This is a genomic window from Lacrimispora sphenoides, from assembly GCF_900105215.1.
GTDB classification, from domain to species: domain Bacteria; phylum Bacillota; class Clostridia; order Lachnospirales; family Lachnospiraceae; genus Lacrimispora; species Lacrimispora sphenoides_A.
In genome coordinates this window covers 1,238,045-1,255,216 of record NZ_FOIP01000002.1, presented here as the reverse complement: position 1 = coordinate 1,255,216, position 17,172 = coordinate 1,238,045, and the positions used below count along the sequence as shown (strand labels likewise).

General features: G+C 36.9%; 18 protein-coding genes and 2 pseudogenes. 9 read left to right on the top strand and 11 right to left on the bottom strand.

Translation table 11 applies throughout. The features are described from left to right. Window positions 1-228 precede the first annotated feature (228 nt). Window positions 229-402, top strand: coding sequence for a hypothetical protein (locus BMW45_RS28105; RefSeq protein ID WP_166433451.1), 174 nt, complete (start codon window positions 229-231; stop codon window positions 400-402). Between the two features lie 734 nt (window positions 403-1,136). Then, window positions 1,137-1,811: a YczE/YyaS/YitT family protein gene (locus tag BMW45_RS22515; protein WP_092249228.1), complete on the top strand. Its 675-nt coding sequence runs from the start codon at window positions 1,137-1,139 to the stop codon at window positions 1,809-1,811. 264 nt (window positions 1,812-2,075) lie between these two features. On the opposite strand, the gene BMW45_RS22510 is transcribed toward BMW45_RS22515, so the two are convergent. Both BMW45_RS22510 and BMW45_RS22505 read right to left on the bottom strand, forming a co-directional pair. After that, window positions 2,076-2,387 (bottom strand): hypothetical protein, encoded by a 312-nt coding sequence (locus BMW45_RS22510; RefSeq protein ID WP_092249225.1) that lies wholly within the window; start codon window positions 2,385-2,387, stop codon window positions 2,076-2,078. 13 nt (window positions 2,388-2,400) lie between these two features. Next, on the bottom strand, window positions 2,401-3,663 hold the full coding sequence (locus tag BMW45_RS22505) for a Y-family DNA polymerase (RefSeq protein ID WP_092249222.1): 1,263 nt from the start codon (window positions 3,661-3,663) through the stop codon (window positions 2,401-2,403). Window positions 3,664-3,835: 172 nt separating this feature from the next. On the opposite strand from BMW45_RS22505, the gene BMW45_RS22500 reads away from it, so the two are divergent. Beyond that, window positions 3,836-5,149, top strand: coding sequence for an IS30 family transposase (locus BMW45_RS22500; RefSeq protein ID WP_092249219.1), 1,314 nt, complete (start codon window positions 3,836-3,838; stop codon window positions 5,147-5,149). Between the two features lie 279 nt (window positions 5,150-5,428). Here the strand turns inward: BMW45_RS22500 and BMW45_RS22495 are convergent, their stop codons facing one another. Both BMW45_RS22495 and BMW45_RS29190 read right to left on the bottom strand, forming a co-directional pair. Further along, window positions 5,429-5,674: a hypothetical protein gene (locus BMW45_RS22495; RefSeq protein WP_092249216.1), complete on the bottom strand. Its 246-nt coding sequence runs from the start codon at window positions 5,672-5,674 to the stop codon at window positions 5,429-5,431. 329 nt (window positions 5,675-6,003) lie between these two features. After that, window positions 6,004-6,252 (bottom strand): tyrosine-type recombinase/integrase, encoded by a 249-nt coding sequence (locus BMW45_RS29190; RefSeq protein WP_092249213.1) that lies wholly within the window; start codon window positions 6,250-6,252, stop codon window positions 6,004-6,006. Window positions 6,253-7,042: 790 nt separating this feature from the next. On the opposite strand from BMW45_RS29190, the pseudogene BMW45_RS22485 reads away from it, so the two are divergent. Further along, window positions 7,043-8,035: pseudogene (locus BMW45_RS22485) on the top strand (IS110 family RNA-guided transposase); the annotation flags it as partial. 176 nt (window positions 8,036-8,211) lie between these two features. Here the strand turns inward: BMW45_RS22485 and BMW45_RS22480 are convergent. Then, window positions 8,212-8,445, bottom strand: a complete 234-nt coding sequence (locus tag BMW45_RS22480; protein ID WP_092249207.1) for a hypothetical protein — start codon at window positions 8,443-8,445, stop codon at window positions 8,212-8,214. A 717-nt stretch (window positions 8,446-9,162) separates the two neighbouring features. Here BMW45_RS22480 and BMW45_RS22470 point away from each other — a divergent pair. Continuing rightward, the gene (locus BMW45_RS22470; RefSeq protein WP_092249201.1) at window positions 9,163-9,357 is read left to right on the top strand and encodes a hypothetical protein; all 195 of its coding nucleotides are present in this window, start codon (window positions 9,163-9,165) and stop codon (window positions 9,355-9,357) included. 183 nt (window positions 9,358-9,540) lie between these two features. Here the strand turns inward: BMW45_RS22470 and BMW45_RS28100 are convergent, their stop codons facing one another. After that, window positions 9,541-9,702 carry a hypothetical protein gene (locus tag BMW45_RS28100; RefSeq protein ID WP_166433450.1) on the bottom strand — a complete coding sequence of 54 codons (162 nt, stop codon included), beginning with the start codon at window positions 9,700-9,702 and terminating at the stop codon, window positions 9,541-9,543. A 438-nt stretch (window positions 9,703-10,140) separates the two neighbouring features. Between BMW45_RS28100 and BMW45_RS28095 the strand changes: the two genes are divergently transcribed. The 4 genes from BMW45_RS28095 (at window position 10,141) to BMW45_RS22465 (ending at window position 12,262) form a co-directional block, all read left to right on the top strand. Further along, complete coding sequence (locus BMW45_RS28095; RefSeq protein WP_166433449.1) at window positions 10,141-10,278, top strand: hypothetical protein; 138 nt, start codon at window positions 10,141-10,143, stop codon at window positions 10,276-10,278. A 115-nt stretch (window positions 10,279-10,393) separates the two neighbouring features. Beyond that, on the top strand, window positions 10,394-10,543 hold the full coding sequence (locus tag BMW45_RS28090; protein WP_166433448.1) for a hypothetical protein: 150 nt from the start codon (window positions 10,394-10,396) through the stop codon (window positions 10,541-10,543). A 649-nt stretch (window positions 10,544-11,192) separates the two neighbouring features. Continuing rightward, window positions 11,193-11,339 carry a hypothetical protein gene (locus BMW45_RS28085; RefSeq protein WP_166433447.1) on the top strand — a complete coding sequence of 49 codons (147 nt, stop codon included), beginning with the start codon at window positions 11,193-11,195 and terminating at the stop codon, window positions 11,337-11,339. Window positions 11,340-11,968: 629 nt separating this feature from the next. Next, window positions 11,969-12,262 (top strand): hypothetical protein, encoded by a 294-nt coding sequence (locus BMW45_RS22465; RefSeq protein ID WP_092249199.1) that lies wholly within the window; start codon window positions 11,969-11,971, stop codon window positions 12,260-12,262. Window positions 12,263-12,754: 492 nt separating this feature from the next. On the opposite strand, the gene BMW45_RS22455 is transcribed toward BMW45_RS22465, so the two are convergent. The 5 genes and pseudogenes from BMW45_RS22455 to BMW45_RS22435 all read right to left on the bottom strand — a co-directional run bounded on the left by BMW45_RS22455 (window position 12,755) and on the right by BMW45_RS22435 (window position 17,124). Next, window positions 12,755-13,252 (bottom strand): GNAT family N-acetyltransferase, encoded by a 498-nt coding sequence (locus BMW45_RS22455; protein ID WP_092249196.1) that lies wholly within the window; start codon window positions 13,250-13,252, stop codon window positions 12,755-12,757. A 198-nt stretch (window positions 13,253-13,450) separates the two neighbouring features. Beyond that, window positions 13,451-13,958, bottom strand: a pseudogene (locus BMW45_RS29035) (MBL fold metallo-hydrolase); the annotation flags it as partial. 46 nt (window positions 13,959-14,004) lie between these two features. Beyond that, on the bottom strand, window positions 14,005-14,403 hold the full coding sequence (locus BMW45_RS22445; RefSeq protein WP_092249193.1) for a hypothetical protein: 399 nt from the start codon (window positions 14,401-14,403) through the stop codon (window positions 14,005-14,007). Window positions 14,404-14,884: 481 nt separating this feature from the next. After that, window positions 14,885-16,162: a group II intron reverse transcriptase/maturase gene (gene ltrA / locus BMW45_RS22440; protein ID WP_092249190.1), complete on the bottom strand. Its 1,278-nt coding sequence runs from the start codon at window positions 16,160-16,162 to the stop codon at window positions 14,885-14,887. Window positions 16,163-16,797: 635 nt separating this feature from the next. Beyond that, complete coding sequence (locus tag BMW45_RS22435; protein ID WP_025232869.1) at window positions 16,798-17,124, bottom strand: hypothetical protein; 327 nt, start codon at window positions 17,122-17,124, stop codon at window positions 16,798-16,800. Between the last annotated feature and the right edge of the window lie 48 nt (window positions 17,125-17,172).

Here is a 17,172-nt window from a genome sequence, read left to right as displayed (position 1 = left end):
CAGATCAACCACTAATTCTCCTATGGTAAGCAGCAATCACTTTCTGACTGCCGGGAAGAGTAGATGACGATGGGAATGAAGTAGAAGAAATAGCCTATGTTCCTACGCAAGAACAACAGGTTTCTATTCTTACTGGTTTGCATGATGAAACAATGGAAACCTTGGTAGACTTAGACTATAGGCAAACAGCTTTAGAACTTGGATTAACAGAATAGAGAGGAGATAAACATGGCAAGTATATTAACTTATAACAATTGTAAGAAACTGTATACCACAAAGAAAACTAAAGATGAGCTGACTCCAGATTTTGTTGAAATGCAACTTGGAGTTGTTGACGTTTTTCTGATGGCTGGAAGAATTACTGAAGAACAGTATACCGAATTAATGGCAATATTGAATTGAGTGGTTTCTAGTTTTAAAAGTGAATTAGAGAGGGAATAGTTGAGTTTAACACTCTTCTATTCCCTATTTTTTACTACATGAAAGTACTCTTTTATCGGGTTATGGTATGTAATTAGAGTAGCAAGACGAGTAATAGCGATTGACAAAGATTCGGATAGCTTACAGTTGTAACAATTTGGCCCGTACCGTTGTTTTAGTAGCCACGATTCTGTTTTAGTTTATTATCTATTTTACGCAGTATTATATATTTCCATTGCTGGTATCCTCTCCAATAACAGGATTTATGATACAATATTAGTCATATTCTTTTTTATCATTGATCTGATGTATTTTTAGCATAGTCGCTCTTGCTATAGGCTGTGCAATAAATGCTCTACTGCAAAGGAAATTGCAGTATTACGCGACCACTTATAAAAGAATAATCGAATTGGCTCCATATTAACTTGCATGTTTCCTATCCATGATCCAATTACAGTTAAAAAATTGACATTAAAAATACCGTACACAAAATATTTATAACGATGTCCAGAAGAGGCTGATTTGGCCTCCAGCCTGTAATAATGTGATAAAACAGGATATAAAAAACTAAAAAAATTTTAGGCATACTAAAATTAATTGTACACAATGCCGAATTTTCATATGGAATTTAAGTAACAATGTCCATTGTAGGTGTGAATCCTTAGTGATAAGATTATTGAATAAAAAATATTTAGAAAAATAAGGGGAGTTTGCTTGTGAAAAATTCAGACATGTTTAAACGTTATGGACTGTTTATTGCAGGAGTTATAATCAGTGCATTGGGAATCAGCCTTATAACAAAAGCAGGGCTTGGTACATCACCGATTACAAGCCTTGCTTTTGTGTTGACCTTTATCTTTCCTAAGAGCCTGGGCGTATTTACAATGATGGTTAATTTTGCTATGTTTCTGCTACAGGCTGTTCTTTTGGGAAAAACCTTTAAGAAGATCCAGCTTTTGCAGCTTCCTGCCGCACTTCTGTTCTCCTTGTGCATTGACGTATGGATGTATCTGCTCTCCTTCTGGCAGGTGGGAAATTATCTGGGTGAGGCTCTGATGCTGCTCTCAGGCTGTGTATTCTTAGGCTTTGGAATATCACTTGAAGTGATTCCCAATGTGCTTATCCTGCCTGGAGAAGGTCTGGTAAGGGTGATAGCAGGGCTTACAGGCTGGAGGTTCGGCAGGGTTAAGACCGGATTTGACCTGAGTATTGTTATCGGTGCTGTGATTGTGTCTGTACTTGTGACAGGCAGCGTGCTGGGAATCAGGGAGGGAACAGTGATCGCTGCTCTTATTGTAGGAAGTATTTCTCACTTTTTTATAGACAAGGTATCTGGCCTGCTTGCAGGGTGGCTTCCCGCTTATACCAATACAGGGGATGTCTGTCTGTAGGCGTTGTTTCTGTTGGCCCGCCTTTTATCAATAGCACATATTTTCTTTTTATTGTTAAAAAATATAGAAGCATTTCAGCTCCCATATTTTAAGCAAATCTGAGTTTTATTATAAATCAATGTGTATTGTGTAATCTACATTTTTCAGGCAATTTGTCGACTCGCACACTTTTGAACGTTGGTTGACGTATACTCTCTTGTTTCGCTTGTCATGTTATCAGTACGCCAATTATTGTATTAATAACCGGATATCCTATACACGCACTTATATTACCATGACCCATTTGCATGATTCCATATAAAAAACCAGTTTAAATTCATGACGTATGCCACCTATAATTGCATCGCACTTGAATTCTTTTGATGGAATTCCGTTATAATTTTTATCTTCAGTGCATTTTATGATTATATCAGAAATTGTTTGTATGATACCGTCGTCGCCTTCAAACTTAAAGCTAAGTGGACGAGGGCTGCAATTAGCGGTAAACCATGCCTTGCAAGCAATATTATACATCTTACCGTGTAGCTCTCCGCTATCAATCTCTTTTACATTTGTTCCAATCCCAAATGCACCCATGTTACCTTACCACCTATAATATATTTTGAGTTTCATAGTTCACGGTTCTCTTTTCACGACTGATTCCGCCGCTCATATGGTCAACCTTGTCTGCCTTAATAAAACTTGCCCTCACAATAGAATCTGTGCCAAATCTCTTTCTAATATCATCTACTGCCCTATCCAATCGTTCTAATTTTTCGTAATCCAGGTCGTCAAATAAATTAAGCTGTCTTATTTCTTCTGTTACTACTTGGCTAGTGTGAATTCCGAGGTGTCGAATTGGAACCTTATCCCACATCCCATCGAATACTTGGCAAGCCGCTTCATAGATTTCTCTTGTAATATTTGTCGCTGTCTTTAACTTTTTCTGGTGGCTGTAATATCCAAGGTTATAATCCCTTATCCCCACGGATATTACTTTGATTTTCACATTGTCATCTCTTAATCTCGCACTGACCGTTTCCGCTAATGAGAGCAAGACTAATTTTGCCGTATTGGAATCCGTAACATCAAATGCGATTGTAGTACTGTTACCATAACCCTTATTTGGTGGAGGTACGGGTTCAACTGCCGAGAAATCAATTCCATTTGCAAAAGACCATATGACCTCCCCGTGTTTGCCGAAATGACTTTTAATGATTGATAAATCAGTCTGCGCCAATTCTCCTATGGTCTTGATTCCCAGATTCCGTAATTTCTGAAAGGTTGCCCTGCCCACGAAAAATAATTCTTTTACAGATAATGGCCACATTTTTTCTTTTATTTCACTTAGCCACAGCGTATGCACCTTATCAGGCTTTCTAAAATCTGATGCCATCTTTGCAAGGACTTTATTATTTGAAATACCAATGTTCACTGTAAAGCCAAGTTCTCTATAAATACGCTCTCTTATTTCATTTGCAATATCTTCTGGCTTCCCAAATAATGATTCAGTGCCAGTCATATCCATATACGCTTCATCGATGGAATACTGCTCTACTACGGGGCCATATTCCTTCAAAATACTCATAAACGCTTTTGACGACTTCTGATATAGATTGTAATTGGGCGGCACAAGTACAAGATCAGGACATTTTCTTAGTGCTTCAGGCACGGACTCCCCGGTTTTTATATGATACTTCTTTGCCGGTATACTTTTTGCAAGAATAATACCATGTCTCTTTGTAACGTCACCACCAACCGCCGATGGTATATCGCGCAAATCTAAATTCCCACCCAAATGGTGTATTCGATATACTGCTTCCCAGCTCAGAAAAGCAGAGTTTACATCGATATGAAAAATTACCTTATTCACATAATCACCTCTAACACATTATATTCGAATGTATGTTCGTATAGTAGTGGAAATTAATGGAAGGGGTAAAATAAAGAAGTAACTTCTAGTTTCAATGAATAACTTCTATTTATGTCGAAGTTAGTGCTATACTTATTTTCATAGAACCGTCTGGTCAGAAAGGATGGTATATATGAGCGAGAAGAAACATGATGGAAAACATCTTACCTTGTCCCTTAGAATTCTAATTGAAAAGGGGTTGATTGATGGAAAATCATTTGTTGAAATAGCACGGATAACTGAAAAATCACCAAGTACAATCTCTAAAGAGGTGGTGAAGCACAGAACTTTCTGTAGAAAAGTTGACCAGAAGAGAGTAATTCCTTGCAATAATCGTTCGGGCTGTACAATACGATTCTTGTGTGGTAATAGTTGCAGCAATATCTGCAAGATATGTAGGGAGCCAGGAAAGCAATGTACGGATTATTGCTCAAAATATGTTCCGAAAGAATGCGAAAGAGTGAAGAAGCCTCCATATGTCTGCAATGGCTGCAATAAAAACGGTAGTTGCCTTATGCAAAAAGCTTACTATACGGCACAATATGCTCAGGATGAATACTTTAACGTATTGGTCTCATCAAGAGATGGGATTAATCAAGACGCGGCAGATATAGCGTTTCTGGATCAATTAATCTCTCCTCTTCTCAAAAAGGGACAATTCATTGCACATATTTATGCAAACCACGGCAGCGAGATTCCCTGCAGTCGTGTCACGCTCTACAAATACATTGATATGGGATTGTTTACTGCACGTAACATTGACATGAGAAAAAAAGTTCGTTATAAACCTCGTAAAACCCCGACACGTGTCAGTTTTGCGGCTAGAGAATTCCGAATCGGACATACCTATGAAGATTATCAAAAATACATGAAGAAGCACCCAAATGTTCCTGTAGTTGAGTTAGATACAGTGATTGGGAAATCAGGTGACGAACAAGTACTTTTAACTATTTTCTTTCGCAATTGTTCCTTAATGCTTATTATTCTTCTAAAAGACAAAACGCCCAATTGTGTTATAGAGACCTTTGACAGGCTAACAGAGGCATTAGGAATAGATGTATTCCAAAAACTTTTTCCGGTAATTCTAACGGATAACGGAACGGAATTTCAAAATCGTGTGAGAATGGAATGTGATCCAAATGGAGAGATCCGAACCAAGGTTTTCTACTGTAATCCGAATGCTGCCTGGCAGAAAGGCATGATTGAAAAGAACCATGAGTATATCCGTCTTGTAATCCCCAAAGGGTACAGCATGGACAGTTACGCTCAAGAAAATATCACCAAGTTAATGAACCATATCAATAGTGAAGCAAGGGACAGTCTGAATGGCTGCACACCATTTAAACTGTCCCTAATGCTCCTTGATCATAAACTGCATGATGCACTTCATCTAAAAGAAATCGCACCAGATGAGGTAACATTGCGTCCTGAACTGATAAAGAAATAAGTTAACTTGGCACAGACGGTTCCATTGTCTTGAACTTAGTCCTATATTTTTGGCATGTGGAACTTAGTCTCGTACACTTTTTCCAGATGTCTTAATAAGGTACTACTAAAAACCGAAATGATGCCTTAATCATTATTATAGACCCATGAATCGTATTTGTTAAGTAAAGAATATGTGGAAGTAAGTACTGTTTTTGCAAGCATTATGTCTTTTATAGAAGTTACTTCTTTATTTAACCAAATGCCGAAAACCTCCATTGCGAAGATTCTCGGCGTAAATTCAGCTACCTTGTTCAATTTCTGCTTTTGATATAAGTAATTCCTTTAATTCCGATAAAGACATGTTTTGCTCTTCAAGTATAGTTGAAACTTCTTTAAACTCTTCTAACTTAATTTCATCTTGTATTTGCTTCTCTTTTTCCTGAAGTGTTTTGATTTCGTTCTTATATTGTTCTATCGAATCTTGTGTATTTTTTAGTTCATCTCTAAGTTTTACGAGTGGTGATTTGCGGACTCCACGTGGCATAGTATCTCCTCCTCTACATAAAAATATTAATATGTAAATTATACCACATATTTCCAAATCTATACAATGGATAATTATGGTAATAAAACAAATTCATATATAAGCATACTTAATAAAACGAAGTATATTAAAAATGTTTATATATACATTTGTTTGTATTTTCTATTTTGTAGTAAAATTTTGACCCCACAGTTGAATACAGTTTGGATGAAGTACCACTTTCTCCTTTATTTTACGTCATTTTTTGTTGGTTTGGCGGGTCCGATTCCCGTTATCTGCTCTGTGATGAAGCCTTAAATTCCTTGTGCCGCAAGGGTTTGAGGCTTTTTTTAACAAAATAAATACACTTGACTACACCTTGTTAACATTAAAAAAGCATTTCGAATCATTTCAAGAGTTTCATTCTTTGGTAATGGATTATAGATATATCCTAATGTCATTTGTGTGTCCGTACGTCCAAGTAAAATGCGGATCTCATCAGTCGGAACGCCATTTGCATCTAATTTGCTAGCGAATGTCTTCCTTATCTTATGTGTTGACTTTTGAGTTATATTAGCTTTGACACAGGCACGTCTCAAAGCATTGCCTACACAGTTTGACTATAATGTCTTTACCATCTCTTGTTGCAATCTGGACAAAACGGTTGACGTTCATCGTCATCACACCCTTTGATCCGGTAGCAACACCCCCCATTGAAATATTCCCTATCAAAAGAAGCAATATTTCAGAAAACATTTTGAAAATTCCTCGCAGCAGCTGGCTGACTTAATGAATAAACTACCTGTTCAAAGCATCAGTGATGATTTTATCGATAGTGCGATGCTTGTTTGATAGATCTACCACTTTAGTGGAAGTGCTTGTATGGATAAGTCAAATATGTTCATAGCGCTCGTAATAGTTTATGAGTTGATCTTAAAACTCTAAGGACTAAGTAGGGATATATCCCTACTTTTTCTTTTGTTAATTCTAGGTTTCGTTGTTTTTTTCCACGTTAGCTCCTTTCCTTTAAATCCTCTCTTTCATCTTATAAATATCGTACAATATAAGAGTAGGGAAATACTCCCTATTCTTATTTTTTTTGTTATGATGAGGTTGATTGGTTAACGTCGGCAAATATGGGACGCAGCTCCCGCAACTGAAAGTGTTAACCTTCACTCATTATCATGAATTCGATTAAGCAAGTTGGGATTCGCTCCCGGGTAAAGAACGAAAATGAATCGATAACTGAGTGTTGGACCCAATCATACTAATTCACAAAGGAGGAACACCATGATAGCTGTAGGCATTGATGTATCCAAATCTAAAAGTACCGTAGCTATAGTACGTCCCGATGGAACTATCCTATTATAACCTCATGAATTCGCTCATACCAGCAGCGATCTTTCACAGCTTTCAAACCTGATTCGTTCTTACCAGGAAGACGCTAAAATCGCCCTGGAATCCACCAGCCACTATCATTACCCAATCGTTAAAGCTCTTCTTAATGAGAACTTTTCTGTCTTTGTAATCAATCCTTTCCTTGTTAAAAAGTTTATGGACAACAATATCAGAAAAGGAAAAACTGATAAAAAAGATGCTGTCCGAATTGCCTATTTTGCTTTAGAAAAGTCATACCAGCTGAAACCTTACAGCCCTGCTGATCAAAAATACGATGACTTAAAATTTCTCTCAAGGCAGTACAACCAGTGTGTTTCCATGAAAGTCAAAGCCAGAGTACAAACAGCTAATCTCCTTGATGAAATCATGCCTGGCATTCAAAACATTATCCCCATATCCTCCAAATACTTAGAAAACACACTATTCTATGACTTCATAGAAAAATATCAAAACTATGAAAAGATCGTCCATATGGGGGAAAAGCGATTTATAAATAGTTATATTTCCTTTGCCCAAAAGCACCGTTGCAGAAGCTCCCATAAGAAAGCTCTTGCTATATACGAAACTGCCTCCAATAGTATTATTACTCGCAGCCTCGATGTCAGTACTTCTCTTGCGCTCTCTCAATGCCTTTCACTGCTTAAGCAGACCAGTTCATCCGCTGATCTGTTATTGCGGCAGATGCAGTCAGTAGCATATACGCTTCCTGAATATAATGTTGTTCGATCGATGCATGGCGTTGGTGATCGCTTAGCCCCTCTCCTGATTGCTGAAATAGGAGACGTTCGCAGATTCACCAGTGCCAAGGCGCTTAATGCTTATGCCGGAAACGATGCTCCTCCTTATCAATCAGGACAGTTTGAAGGAACAAACCGGCATATATCCAAACGTGGTTCTGCATACTTAAGAAAGACCTGTTACCAAGTCATGCACTCGCTAAAAGTACATAAGCCTGAAAACCGCTCCCCTTTTTTCATATTGTAAATGAAACCATATTAACAAATAGAGTACCACCAAACTCACCAACTATCAATATTCAATTATCAAAGAACAATAATCCTTTAAATATTCGTTTACTGGATTAACTTCTCAGTTTTGAGTACAAAAAAACCAACTACCTGGTTGATAGTTGGTAATCTATTTTATCTATAAAACAAATTCTAGAACAAATTGACGAAATAAAGAATTAACAATACAATCTGCGGCATGAATAAGCTAACTATAGATGCTACTATTGCCAGCAATATAAAACGCCTTCCCCTACTCTTAATTTTCTCAGCGGCAATTTCCTCGGTCTCTCCCACCCCAAGCTTGCTCTTGTCAATCCTCTTTGAAGCACCAAATATATCCCACAGTCCTGAAATCAACATCAGCAAAGCTCCAATCTGTAGCATTCCTCTTTCCCCCTTAGTATGAATTATATGATTTATCATACCGCATTTGCTATCAACTATTAATATTCAATTATCAAAGATCAATAAATCCTAATTTTCATGATGAATGCAATATTGATGGTCCCTGCCAAGATCACAGTACCAATCTGGCGGCTCCTGATCCGAACAATTACACATACTTTCACCATCGCCGCCAAGACAATCGCCAACCACTTGCGCTGTCCCCAGCAAGTCACACCTCGCTAACCAGCAACAAGAAGTATCCAAATATGTGAAGCTTTTTCCGCAATCCTTACATTTCATTTGTGATCCTTTCTCCCTCCGGCCCTGGTCCTGCCCGTCAGGCCGGAAGGTTATGTCAGCTTGTTCACTCTTTTTATGTAAACGCATATATTATTGTTACGAACAGATTATCAAACGTAGGGGAAACTCTTTGCACTTCTTTCAGAGAAAGAACACCTCATTATTACTTCTTCGCCCTAGTTCCTGATAAAATGTTCTGTAGCACTTTGATTGTATTGTGCACTCCTGGGGTGGAAATCATAGGTTTTCACCCCTTTTAGGTTAAACCCTATTTTTTTCACTCTCATATACTTTTTCTTGCCATTCCAGATAAATTTTTTATAATAAATGTAGTAAAACTCGGCAGAACATTTAGGAATCGTATTATTATGGTAAAGATTATAATTGTCCAACATCATTTAAGGAGGTATCCATATGAGCAGAGGAATCCATGCCAAATTCAGGTTACTTAATACAGAAAATGATATTGCATATTATGCTATGGTGGTTCAGACTTCAGTTTTCCATATGATGAGGATATCTTTAACTCTCTTGATGGAAGAATTCAAATTCCTTTGCATCTTTTCAATGACCGTAATGCGATTGCAGATGCAATTGAAAATCAAATAATTCAGGTTACGCCCTGTTATTATGCCGAATTTAACTTTGAGAATTTCGATATATTCGCCCTAATAACGATTCAAAAAATCATATCCCTTTATCAAACGACCAACCAACTGCCCAAAGAAGGTATGTGGGTCTGTTGATATTTTTTCCCATGCCTTTTCCTTCCTCATAGTACTACGGGAAATCCTAATTTTGCTTATTCCTTTTAGAATATTGCTCTATCATAAATTCCATTTGTTTCTCAGTTTCTTTCAGAATTTCAGAATAGGTTTTTACCACATCAACCGTATCTATACATTCTGCAAACCACTCTTGTGTGCATGATTTGATATCCTCAACTGAATACATCTTATTTCCTTTCTCCCTTCAGCCCAACACTCTGGGAAATACTAATCATACTCCTCTATCCACTCAAACGGTTCGCCACAGGTATGGCAAAAATTCTGTCCAAGCTCAATTTCATCTTCTCCATACTCAGGACATTCATATTTAAAAATCCCTAGCGCCAGATCAATTTTTATCTCTGCTATCCCGATTTACTGTAGTTCATAACAAAAAAACTACAGTTTATCAAACTAACCATTCTTTTATTTATGTATCAGGTATTATTACCTTAGAAAAAACAGGATTGTATTTTTCATACTTGCTTTCTCTAAGTAAAAACCTTTTCTCAGCCAGAAGTCGCCCCCGATCTTGCCAGCTACTATAATTTTACGGCATATAACTCTGGAAAATCATTTTGGGAGAACAAGGCGAATGATGGAAGCATGACAGGAGGTATATACAATGACTATTATTGTTGTTTCACGTGTAATTGTAACGTTTTTTGATTTGATAATGGCTTTGCGGTACTGGAGAAATAAAAATATAGATGGCGTAGTGTTCTATTGTACCTTGGCGATTATTTTAGCAATAGCATTTTAGATAGAAAGATCGGGAAATACTAATTTTGTTAATCCAATAGTTGCTCTGTTTTATTTCTTTGCCATTCGATCTAAAATCTGATACAATGTAACCACATATGAAAGGAGATTATTCAATGAGTAAGAAACATGAAGCCGCTAAAGTTAGTGACGAAAAGGTTAAACTCCCTCAAGCTAACGAAAAATTAATTGATCAAACTTATTTCAAAATAGACAAAAACGAAAAAGTTACATATTCTAAAAAGCCATTTGATCAAACTGATTAATTTTTAACGATTACCCGGCATGCATTTATTTATATCCTACGGCCCCGGCACTGCCAGTCAGGCCGGAAGGTAATATGCTGGGTGCCTCAGTCCATGCACGATCTGCTTGTGATGTCATGATGCCAACCATTAGGGTAACAGACAGATACTCCGTCCTCAATTTTCTCACAATCCCCGTTTTAATTTATTAATCCGCCTTTTATCATGTATGTTCCCTTCTTTTCTCAACCTTTATTGTTCTGTAAATCTAATTATGTACACACAATTACCAACATCATCGTATCCAAGCTCACTTAATCTTGTCTAATCATATCAAACGCTTTAATATTTTAACATTATTGTTTCTTTTATATTAAGTATATAACTAATGTGTATAATCTATAGAATTTTATTTACAAATTCATCATTTTGTGATATTATTTAATCAACTCTTCTTAGGGTGCCGCTTTTCCCCAAAATTCGCGGTGCTCTTTTTTTGTTTTCAAAGCTCTTTATTTTTTCTATTTAATAGGGTATAATGATATTACCTTGTCATGAAAGTCCGAGTATTTTAATATCCCCTACTTGGACTTTCTTTTTTGTTAATTGTAAAATCACTATTCTTTATCTCCTATATGATATACAATGGAAGTATAAGGAGGTGCAGACTATGGATGCCAATTTACTATTTGACGGTTTTATAACTGTTCTCAATCTACTATTTATAACTGTAGGCCCAATTTTATTTTTTGTAATATTATATTTTGTAATAAAAAAAGCAGTGAAGAATGCAATCCGTGAATCAAGAGATTCATAATATAGTTCCTTTACACTTCTTCTGTGCTTCGCTAAGTCCTAATTTAATTACATTAAAATAACTATTCATTACATTAACCGTTCTTTTGCTCAGATATTGGATATTATTATCTTAGAGAAAAAACAGGTATTACATTTAAAATCCCTTACTTGTTTTTTCAGTTATAACCTTTTTATTGCCGGTAGGGTCCCCCCGATCTTACCGGTCTTCCCCATTAAAATGAAATGTGTCTTTCAACTCCGTTCTTTATATGGTTCTGGTAAATGCCGCCATGCCTTTACCTCTCCAAAAATACTCCCCCAATACCAATCATCATAAATTCCGTCGTAATTTTTGTGGCGAATACGTTGCACCTTCGTAATCAAACCTTTATTGGTTTCTACAATTACGTTAATTATATGCTTGCCAATATACCTAACATCATCTCCGGTAGTTTATCTTTTGTAGTTACCCAATCATTTTTAATACCAATAATCTGTTGTTCATCAACCAAATCATAAAAGTGTCTTGGGTCAATTAAAGTTTCTCCGTAATCACAATCGTAAAGTACACATCAATTCCCACATAACCAAGGTTTTCAAAAACTATAAAATATGCTATTATGAAACTAAACTATATAAGGAGGCACTATGACACACTATATAATTGTAAAATTTCAAGATACTGTATCTATTAAAGAAGAATTAATCAGCCAAATTAATGATCTTTTTTCACATGCAACCGAAGTCCCCGGTATCCACCAGGTTCATATATTTTCCTCTTGCATTGACAGAACAAACCGTCATGATTTAATGATAAAAATGGATCTGGAAGCTGATGCTCTGAATGTATGGGATTCATCAGAGATTCACCAAAAATGGAAGGATGATTTCGGGAAATATCTTGCAGCCAAGACTATTTTTGATTGCAATGAAAAGTGTTAATATGGCTTTAAAAGTCTTATCTATAGTTAATTGATAGTAATTTACTCACATGGCATTATCCAGAAGTGGCTAATGCCACTTCTACCTGTTCATAACAATATAGTATAAAATTTAAATTATCTCAATAATTCAATTCATAGCATGGAGAGTTTAGCCTTGCTCTACAAACTATTTAAAAGTCCATACATGGTCATCTCAATCACGAATCATAAAATAGTTATTTTATTCACCGCCGGTTTTGAAATTGTAAATAGGTTTGATGACACTTTCAATATTTACAGTGGCAGCTATATTATTTACGATGTCTTCCATACCTTTATATGCCATGGGGCATTCGTATAAAGTATCCTTATTTACAGATGTCGTATAAATTCCATTCATTTGTTTTTTAACTCTGATACAGTAAACGTTTCTTTTCCCTGTGATCTGCCTATCAATCTACCGTCTTCATGTGGATCAGATTTATTCCAGTCATCAATCGTAACCATTAGCTCAAAGAACTAAAACCATAAGTTCATCATCAAAGTACGAATCTTCAATCTTCAAACCTCTTTTGTCAATTCCATATGTTTTAAAACCTAAAGACTGATAAAGTTTTTTTGCAGGTTCATTACTTGCGGTAACAGTTAAATATACTTGTTCAATCCGTTCTATTCCCTTCGCCTTTTGAATCGCCTTAATCATTAAGTTTCTTCCGGTACCAAGCCTACGGAAATGTGGGCGAACATACATTGCAACAATATGAGCCTTGTGGCTAAGTTTAGTTTTGGTCTCCAAGATTAGTGTAACTGTTCCTATCAGTTTATCGTCTTCAAATGCACCGAATATATAAAAATGCTCAAATTCCAACTTGCTTTCAAACTGTTCAATTGGAGCCGTTACTTCGCTTTCATAGCTGGTACTGAACGCTTCAGGATGAGACTTTAATGCTTCTAATCGAATTTCCCTATAAAAATTGACATCTTTGAGTTCCAGACGTTTTATTACCATTAACTATTCCTCCTAACTTTACGGATAACCCATATTTTATCACATTTTTGACAGTATCCTTTATGATTAGCCTCTCGCCCCTTCTCGCTTGTTATTCAATGTTTCTTTGAATTGTTCTTCTATGGTTAAATATTTCTTTTTGGCTTCACATTATGCTCATCATGCGTTACTAACATGTACAGTTAATTAAAATATATATCACAGCCAAACAGCCCAATCGCCGTAATCAAAAGTACCGCCACCATGATGAAGGTTACCATCGACTTTCAACTGGAGGAAAGCGTCTCGCATACGGCTCAGAATCTCCGGTTGTATATCCAGACTGTGATGAGCCGGAAATACTTTTTTCACGGGCAGTACCGCTATCTTTTCAAGCGATGCGAGATATGCCTGCGGATCGGTGGAAGGGTAATACGCAAACAACGTATCCTTGTAGACAAGGTCGCCGGTAAATAAATACCACGTTGTGGCTCCCAAAAACACAGATGCCCTGGGGAATGCCTGGTGTATGTAGTACAGTAATCTTACACCCACCCAAATCGATGATATCACCGTCTTTTAGTATCCTTGTAGGCATTCCCTGAAAGATCTTGTAAGTGTTGACATCATAACCCTCCGGTAAATCACATCGATCTATGACCATATTCCGGATAGTATCCATTGCCAGCGGGTATTTGCCGTTAAGCCAGTTTAGTTCCGCCTCATGCATTTTAATACTGATCGCTAGCAGTCCATGAATACTACATATAAGCTTAATTTACGCGAAGTTGTTGTTTGCTCTGTTCAGCAAACCAATCATCAACTGCTTGCTTACTAAAATATAGTCGATCATTAAGTTGAACATAAGGAAACCCTGGCCACTCTCCATTCAGAATGCTATTTTCTAAATCGTAACGAAGTTCATTATCAATTTTGTCATAATTATCGCCATAACTTTCGCTATTGTTTTCATCATAATTCGGAAATAAGCCTAAATATTGCTTCAAATCATCAATTTCCATAAGGTCAGGATAAGTATTGCTATTCGTTATACTACCGATAAAATTGCCCTGCATAGGGCGATCAGCAATAACGTTTGCAAAAATCAATGTTACAATACATAAAATTAAAGGAAGGCTATTTTTCCAGTCCCAGTTTTTGTCTAACTTCATTTGAACTTCCTAAAAATAAATCTTTTTATTCCACAAACTCTTCCATAATTCTACCACATTACTTACCGTATATAAATGACATTCTCTGTTTTCCAGCCTCAATATTTTTCTTTTCTAAACAGGCGTATTTTTCTGTAATTCTTAGATCACTATGGCCAAGCTGACTTGATACTTCTAATAATGCCTGGCTTTTATCCGGAGCGTTCGTTTCTATAATATGTTTTTTATAAAGATTGTATCAATATCGCTACCATAATTTATCAATTTATCTATCGGTTTAAATCCATACTTCTCATAAAATCCTATTAAATTAGATGGGATAGAAACCGTGGTAAATTCTTATAAAATATCTCTTTCAAACCGTGTTTTCATAAAAGACTGTTTTACTCGTAATCGAGTAGGAGGGGAATTTTGTAAATTCCCCGACCTCTCACACCACCGTGCGTACCGTTCGGTACACGGCGGTTCAATCAACTTAACATTAAACACTCCTTGCGGTGTAATAGTCCAACATGGAGACTAATCCGAATCGGGTTAGTCTCTCATTATTTATAGCCACGTTCACTGCACCCTTATTACATATATAGGCTATCCTTGCTCCTGCATATGCCGTTCTAAATGCAGTTCTTCTGTCTATCCCTAACTTCATAAGGTTCTTTGCTCTGTTTTGTGGTGTCTTCCAGTGTTTCCAGATACACATGCGAAGTCTATATCTGATGTTACTATCAAACTTCTTGCATAGCACTTTCATACTTCCGATTTTGAAATAGTTTATCCAGCCACGTATCAACTGGTTTAGCTTCTCAATCTTATATGAGTTACTGACACCCCAGCTTCGGCATGTTAGTTCTTTCATTCTTGCCTTGAACTTTGCTACTGATTTGGCGTGTGGCTTGGCTTTATATTGTTTGGCCAATGAGTCATAGTAAAATCCAAATCCGAGATATTTAATTCCTTTGGGGGTATCCACTTTACTTTTGCTGACATTCACTTTTAATCCAAGCTTTTCTTCTATAAACTTCGAAATGCTCTTCATTACTCGATTTGCAGCCAGTTCACTTCCGACCATTATGATACAGTCGTCTGCATATCTGACAAAGTCCAGTCCTCTTTGTTCCATTTCCTTGTCCAGTTCATTCAGCATGATATTTGCCATCAATGGCGATATATTTCCGCCTTGTGGTGTTCCGATTATGGATTCTTTATATTCATCGTCTATCATAATTCCACTGACTAAGAACTTTCTAATTATGGAGATTACATCTCCATCTTTGATAGTTCTTCCGATTATGGTCATCAGTTTGTCATGATTTACTGTGTCAAAGAACTTTTCAAGGTCAATATCTACTATCCAACTATGTCCATCGTTCATCATTTCTAATGCTTTCAGGACTGCTTGCTGTGCCCCTCTGTTTGGCCTAAATCCGTAACTTTGGTCATGGAATTGTTCCTCATAGATCGGTGTTAACACCTGCGCTACTGCTTGTTGGATAAATCTGTCAGTTACTGTTGGAACTCCAAGATTTCTGATTCCACCATCTGGTTTTGGTATCTCCACACGTCTTACTGGCTGAGGTTTATATTTTCTTGTCCTCAGCTGTTCCTTAATTGTTTCGCCATTTTTCGAAAGGTATTCGCCCAGTTCTGTGTACTCCATTCCGTCCACTCCTGCGGCTCCTTTGTTTCGTATGACTTGCAGATATGCCGCATTGAGATTATCTTTACTTACTATCTGCTCCATTAGACTATTTGTGTCCATGCGTTGTTTCCTTTCTGTCCCGTTCCTCTAGGCCACCTTTGACGTTATCGACAGGTGTTGCTTTGATTACAAGCCGGAACCTACTTCAACTGATTGATTGTTCGTCCCTTCGCTCCATTTCCATTACAGTAACTTCCTCACTACTATGGACTATGCTGACTTCTCACAGTTCGTTGTTACTCGGCAAATGATACCGCTGTGAGACCTCCCCGATTAAGGTACGAGCTCTTTCCTCTCATCTATCCGACACATTTACTCCTACTTCCAGCAACTTTTGGACTTCGTCTCTTTATGCAGACTTATCCGTATTTCAGAGCCTAATATGTGATTTCTGTCCGTCGGACCAAGAGTTTGCCTACAGCTTCCTTCGGATTCCACCTCACAATGAACACCCTTGCTGTTTAGCTATGTGCTTCCTCGTTGCCTAGGCGCACTTGGGACTTTCACCCATTAGAGCCCGCCCATGGCGGGCAAACATAAAAAAGCAACCACCATTATAGATAGTTGCTTCTATATAATCACCTTATTACTCTTCGCTTCAATATTCTCTGAGTTCTCTACTCTGTACATAGGTATAGACATGTATGTTCTGGCTGCTGCTAAACAGATCGGGCAGTACGCCTATGAGCGTCAACCTATTCCATCTGTTTCCAGTATTTTGATAGAAAACAAAATGTAATAATAGGATTTATGAAACCGGATAATGAGGTTACAATACCTATATCATGTATTGCCACATTTAGAACCATTATAATTATTGTACAAACTACAATGGCATAAAATGCAATCTTTCTTTTCTTAACTAACAATAGAATATAAGCTGCGCAGATAGCTACACCTATAACAGCTAAATCAAAAAATCCTAATGTACAATTGACAATTAAAGAGAGTGCGCTTAAAACAATGCAAATAATGCTCCAAATTTTAATACCTTTACCAAATACTAATGTTTCTTCGTTCATCTTATTACCTCACATTTCTTTTTATAATACTACATATTTATTTCGACA

Excerpts from the sequence above, each read along its gene's own strand:
- ltrA (WP_092249190.1), bottom strand. The coding sequence starts at position 16,162 with ATGGACACAAATAGTCTAATGGAGCAGATAGTAAGTAAAGATAATCTC.
- BMW45_RS22465 (WP_092249199.1), top strand. The coding sequence starts at position 11,969 with ATGACACACTATATAATTGTAAAATTTCAAGATACTGTATCTATTAAA.
- BMW45_RS22435 (WP_025232869.1), bottom strand. The coding sequence starts at position 17,124 with ATGAACGAAGAAACATTAGTATTTGGTAAAGGTATTAAAATTTGGAGC.
- BMW45_RS28090 (WP_166433448.1), top strand. The coding sequence starts at position 10,394 with ATGAGTAAGAAACATGAAGCCGCTAAAGTTAGTGACGAAAAGGTTAAA.
- BMW45_RS28095 (WP_166433449.1), top strand. The coding sequence starts at position 10,141 with ATGACTATTATTGTTGTTTCACGTGTAATTGTAACGTTTTTTGATTTG.
- BMW45_RS22445 (WP_092249193.1), bottom strand. The coding sequence starts at position 14,403 with ATGAAGTTAGACAAAAACTGGGACTGGAAAAATAGCCTTCCTTTAATT.
- BMW45_RS22510 (WP_092249225.1), bottom strand. The coding sequence starts at position 2,387 with ATGGGTGCATTTGGGATTGGAACAAATGTAAAAGAGATTGATAGCGGA.
- BMW45_RS22495 (WP_092249216.1), bottom strand. The coding sequence starts at position 5,674 with ATGCCACGTGGAGTCCGCAAATCACCACTCGTAAAACTTAGAGATGAA.
- BMW45_RS22480 (WP_092249207.1), bottom strand. The coding sequence starts at position 8,445 with ATGCTACAGATTGGAGCTTTGCTGATGTTGATTTCAGGACTGTGGGAT.
- BMW45_RS28100 (WP_166433450.1), bottom strand. The coding sequence starts at position 9,702 with ATGTATTCAGTTGAGGATATCAAATCATGCACACAAGAGTGGTTTGCA.
- BMW45_RS22500 (WP_092249219.1), top strand. The coding sequence starts at position 3,836 with ATGAGCGAGAAGAAACATGATGGAAAACATCTTACCTTGTCCCTTAGA.
- BMW45_RS22470 (WP_092249201.1), top strand. The coding sequence starts at position 9,163 with ATGAGCAGAGGAATCCATGCCAAATTCAGGTTACTTAATACAGAAAAT.
- BMW45_RS28105 (WP_166433451.1), top strand. The coding sequence starts at position 229 with ATGGCAAGTATATTAACTTATAACAATTGTAAGAAACTGTATACCACA.
- BMW45_RS22455 (WP_092249196.1), bottom strand. The coding sequence starts at position 13,252 with ATGGTAATAAAACGTCTGGAACTCAAAGATGTCAATTTTTATAGGGAA.
- BMW45_RS28085 (WP_166433447.1), top strand. The coding sequence starts at position 11,193 with ATGGATGCCAATTTACTATTTGACGGTTTTATAACTGTTCTCAATCTA.